General features: G+C 40.5%; 5 protein-coding genes. All 5 read right to left on the minus strand.

Annotated elements, in window-relative coordinates; genetic code table 11:
- Nucleotides 1-182: 182 nt before the first annotated feature.
- Complete coding sequence (locus BN93_RS15630) at nucleotides 183-983, minus strand: TIGR02391 family protein (protein ID WP_232211219.1); 801 nt, start codon at nucleotides 981-983, stop codon at nucleotides 183-185.
- Nucleotides 961-1809 (minus strand): pPIWI-associating nuclease domain-containing protein, encoded by an 849-nt coding sequence (locus tag BN93_RS15635; protein ID WP_019189227.1) that lies wholly within the window; start codon nucleotides 1807-1809, stop codon nucleotides 961-963. Before BN93_RS15635 ends, BN93_RS15630 begins: the two co-directional genes overlap by 23 nt.
- Nucleotides 1810-1928: 119 nt before the next feature.
- A complete protein-coding gene (locus tag BN93_RS15640; protein ID WP_044261141.1) occupies nucleotides 1929-2444 on the minus strand; it encodes a lysozyme in 516 nt (171 codons plus the stop codon).
- The gene (locus BN93_RS15645; protein ID WP_019189229.1) at nucleotides 2428-2889 is read right to left on the minus strand and encodes a DUF3872 domain-containing protein; all 462 of its coding nucleotides are present in this window, start codon (nucleotides 2887-2889) and stop codon (nucleotides 2428-2430) included. Before BN93_RS15645 ends, BN93_RS15640 begins: the two co-directional genes overlap by 17 nt.
- A 20-nt stretch (nucleotides 2890-2909) precedes the next feature.
- Nucleotides 2910-3098, minus strand: a 189-nt coding sequence (locus tag BN93_RS15650) for a toprim domain-containing protein (protein WP_044261142.1), incomplete at its 5' end; no start/stop codon positions are given.

Raw genomic sequence — 3098 nt, forward strand, 5'->3', positions numbered from 1 at the left:
CGGGACGAATAACCACTCAAGAAGAACGGACGGAGCAAAGCGGTCGGCAGATTTGCCGACCGCTCCTTTCTTTCGTGAGCTTTAGGCGGACAAAGAAAGGAGCAAAGAAACCCCGATGAAAAACACCTCGTTACTTTTGACGGTGAGTTGAGACGGCTCAAAAGTAACAAAAAGCCATATAACTAATATCCTGTCCTATATGTTTTGTCTAATTTGTTGTGAATTATAGAGGCAACGACTAAAACCTCTATCATAGCTGATAATTGTGTATCCTCTGTCATTCTCGGAGTATGAGCTTTAGGATTACGATACATACTAAAAAATCCTTTTATGAAATTACTAAAACCTTTATGTTCACTTTCCTCAGAAAGAGTTCTTAATGTATTAAAAGCCATAAGAGGTCTCTTTTCTTTTCCTAAGCCAAAACATGCTTCGACCAACTCCGACCCGTCTAAGAATAATCCACTTTTTTGTCGCATTTTGTCTGCGACACTTTTTGTTATCTCCAGAATAGCATGGAAATAGTCTTCTTTTAACCACTCTTCGTCACAGAAGGGCAGTATGTCTGAATGAATAGTTATCCCTTGGGCTTTTCGCTTTAATCTCGAAGAACGTTCTTTGGCTTCTGAAATTGTTTTAGCCTTTGTTATTGAGATAATGTCTCCTCTCTCATTTATTGCTACCCCTTCGTAAGACAAGATTTCATTTATTGTGCTTCTGTCATTTTCAAAGTTTTTTTCGTCTTTATATCGCTTGGGAGTAAGTAGTTTCTGAACAAAAGCCAAGACATTGTTCCCACACCTATCTTGTTGCTGAACGAACCTGAAAGCGTAATAAACCCTATCTGTTTTATTCGAACCTCCACGTTCTTGTATATTTGAGTTTGCAAAATACTCCGTTATTTTGCTATGGGTCAGTATACCAGCTATGGCATCTGATAGATTTCGTAAGGTTATATCATCAAAAGTTTTTATCATATTCATACCATTTATCAGTATCTACCTTGTATTCTTCTACCTTAATTTCTGCCTTTTCTAAACCATTGGCTATTGTAATAGATAAGGTACTATTGAAAGGAAAATCGTCATATAACTCATGTCCATCTCCACGTCTCAAATCTCCATCAGATCCCCATTGTAAACGAACTTCTAAGTCTCCTAAAACCTCTATAAGAATTTTGTCAGAAGATATGCATGAAACCTTGTAGTTGTCAATGATTATTTCCTCTATATTATGATGTGTTGCCAAAATATCTATTTCATCGCTTATTTCCCACATTGCTTTTTCTACAACTTCTTGGGAAATTTGAGACTCTAATTTCTCGATAACACTTTCTCTACATTCAATAATTCTATTAGCAAAATTTTCAAAAGCCTTTATGACAAGAGTTGAGTTTCTGGCAATTTCACTATCTGATATATCGTATGTATCCTCGTTTATGTGAGTGAATTTATTCAAAAGTTCTATGGAATCAAGGACGTCTTTTTTCGCTTCATCTAATATATCTAATCCAATTAGATCATCAATGTCATTATCAGAAAGGCCTCCTGCTATTGCATATTTAATCTTCTGCCCCCGTGTTATTTTACCTTTTCCTGATTCATCAGTAAACCATGAGCACAAGACTACATCCTCCTTAGGAGCAAGAGTATTGAGAAAGTGTCTTGATAATTCTCGAATACTATATGCAAAATTGTTAAACTGCAACCGATTATTCTGATCTTTGAGATTGTCAAAGCAAGCATTTAATAACTCTTTCTGAAAAGGAGTTGTTGCTAAATCATATATCGAACTTGTAGATTTTTTCATCTTATTGTAAACTTACAATCATTTGCAAAGTTACTCATTCATAACGAAAAAGGCGAAGGAAATGGCAAGAATACACCTCTTGCGAAGCATAAAAATGTCGCAAGAGGCGTATTTGAAAATCAGGGTATATAAAACAGAGCAAACTCTACTTTTCGTCGTTTGACAAGCCCTCTGAGGACTTTACCCTTGTATCGGCAGAACGAGACATATTCACGGTAAATATCCCTATCTCCCAACTCCAATTTTCGGACAAGGCGACTCTTCGGTCGCTTGCCACTTCCCAAGAGGCGATACTCGCCTACATTGTAGGAAAGAACGGTGAGCAGGAGCGCATCTTTACCAAACCTTTGGAACGAAGCAAAACGCTTCATCAGGTCTGCCCGAAGCAGGGAATCCGCCTGCCGTTCCGTCATCGCCGCCGTGAACCGTTCTCCCGGCAGAAGCCGATGCCCATAACCCACATAGGGATAGTCCTTCCAAGAATGTAAGCCCTCGAAATGTTTGATGCAGACAACGGCACGCTCAAACGGCCGTAGTGAGAAGAGTGTCTTTCCGCCCTCCTGAGCGGATAGGCGGAAGCAGGATAGGCAAACAAGGCAGAACGATAAAACGAGAAGTTTACTTCTTGTCTTCATTCGGTTTCTCCTTTTCCTCGTCTCTTTGACTGTTGAACTCAAAAGAGAGTTTCACCGTCTGTCCGAAATTATCCTCCACATACACATCTATCGTCTGCTGGTCGGAGGAAGCGGATGTGTAGTATAGCCTAAAATCCTCTTTCGTAAGCGGGTAACGGTCATTGGGCTCGAAGACCGTGCCATTATCCATTTTCAATATCCCCTTGCCATCGGGTTGGAAATATCGGATGGTATAGCGTGCGTCTTCAAACCGTCCCTGCCGTTTGAGCGTGCAGCGTATCTCTGCCGTCTGCCCTTTTGCGATGTGCTTCTGCACCGGCATCGTTTCTACCGTGAACGGGTACGCCTGCTGAATATCCAACTCGTGATTACAAGCAGATAGACAAAACCCCGCAAGGGCAAGCACTCCCATTACCCAAATCGTATTCAATATTTTTATTTTCATTGTTCGTTATCGTTTTGTTGTTATACATTGTTCCCTGCATTCTTGGAAAGCAGGAACTCATTCAAATCCTTATGGTCGGCATACAGAGAGCTGCGGTCAATGACCTTTTCCCCGAAATCAGCCCTCAGCTTTTCCAATGTTCTTCGCCCCGCATCATCATTATCGAGATAGCATTCTATCCTGCGATAAACGCCCAGCACTTTCAGTGC

Origin of the sequence: Prevotella conceptionensis 9403948 (assembly GCF_000312305.1) — a bacterium.
In the GTDB taxonomy this organism is placed as follows: domain Bacteria; phylum Bacteroidota; class Bacteroidia; order Bacteroidales; family Bacteroidaceae; genus Prevotella; species Prevotella conceptionensis.

What these genes read in the sequence shown, in the direction of transcription:
- BN93_RS15640 (WP_044261141.1), bottom strand. Translation starts at nt 2,444, where the DNA reads ATGAAGACAAGAAGTAAACTTCTCGTTTTATCGTTCTGCCTTGTTTGC.
- BN93_RS15630 (WP_232211219.1), bottom strand. Translation starts at nt 983, where the DNA reads ATGAATATGATAAAAACTTTTGATGATATAACCTTACGAAATCTATCA.
- BN93_RS15635 (WP_019189227.1), bottom strand. Translation starts at nt 1,809, where the DNA reads ATGAAAAAATCTACAAGTTCGATATATGATTTAGCAACAACTCCTTTT.
- BN93_RS15645 (WP_019189229.1), bottom strand. Translation starts at nt 2,889, where the DNA reads ATGAAAATAAAAATATTGAATACGATTTGGGTAATGGGAGTGCTTGCC.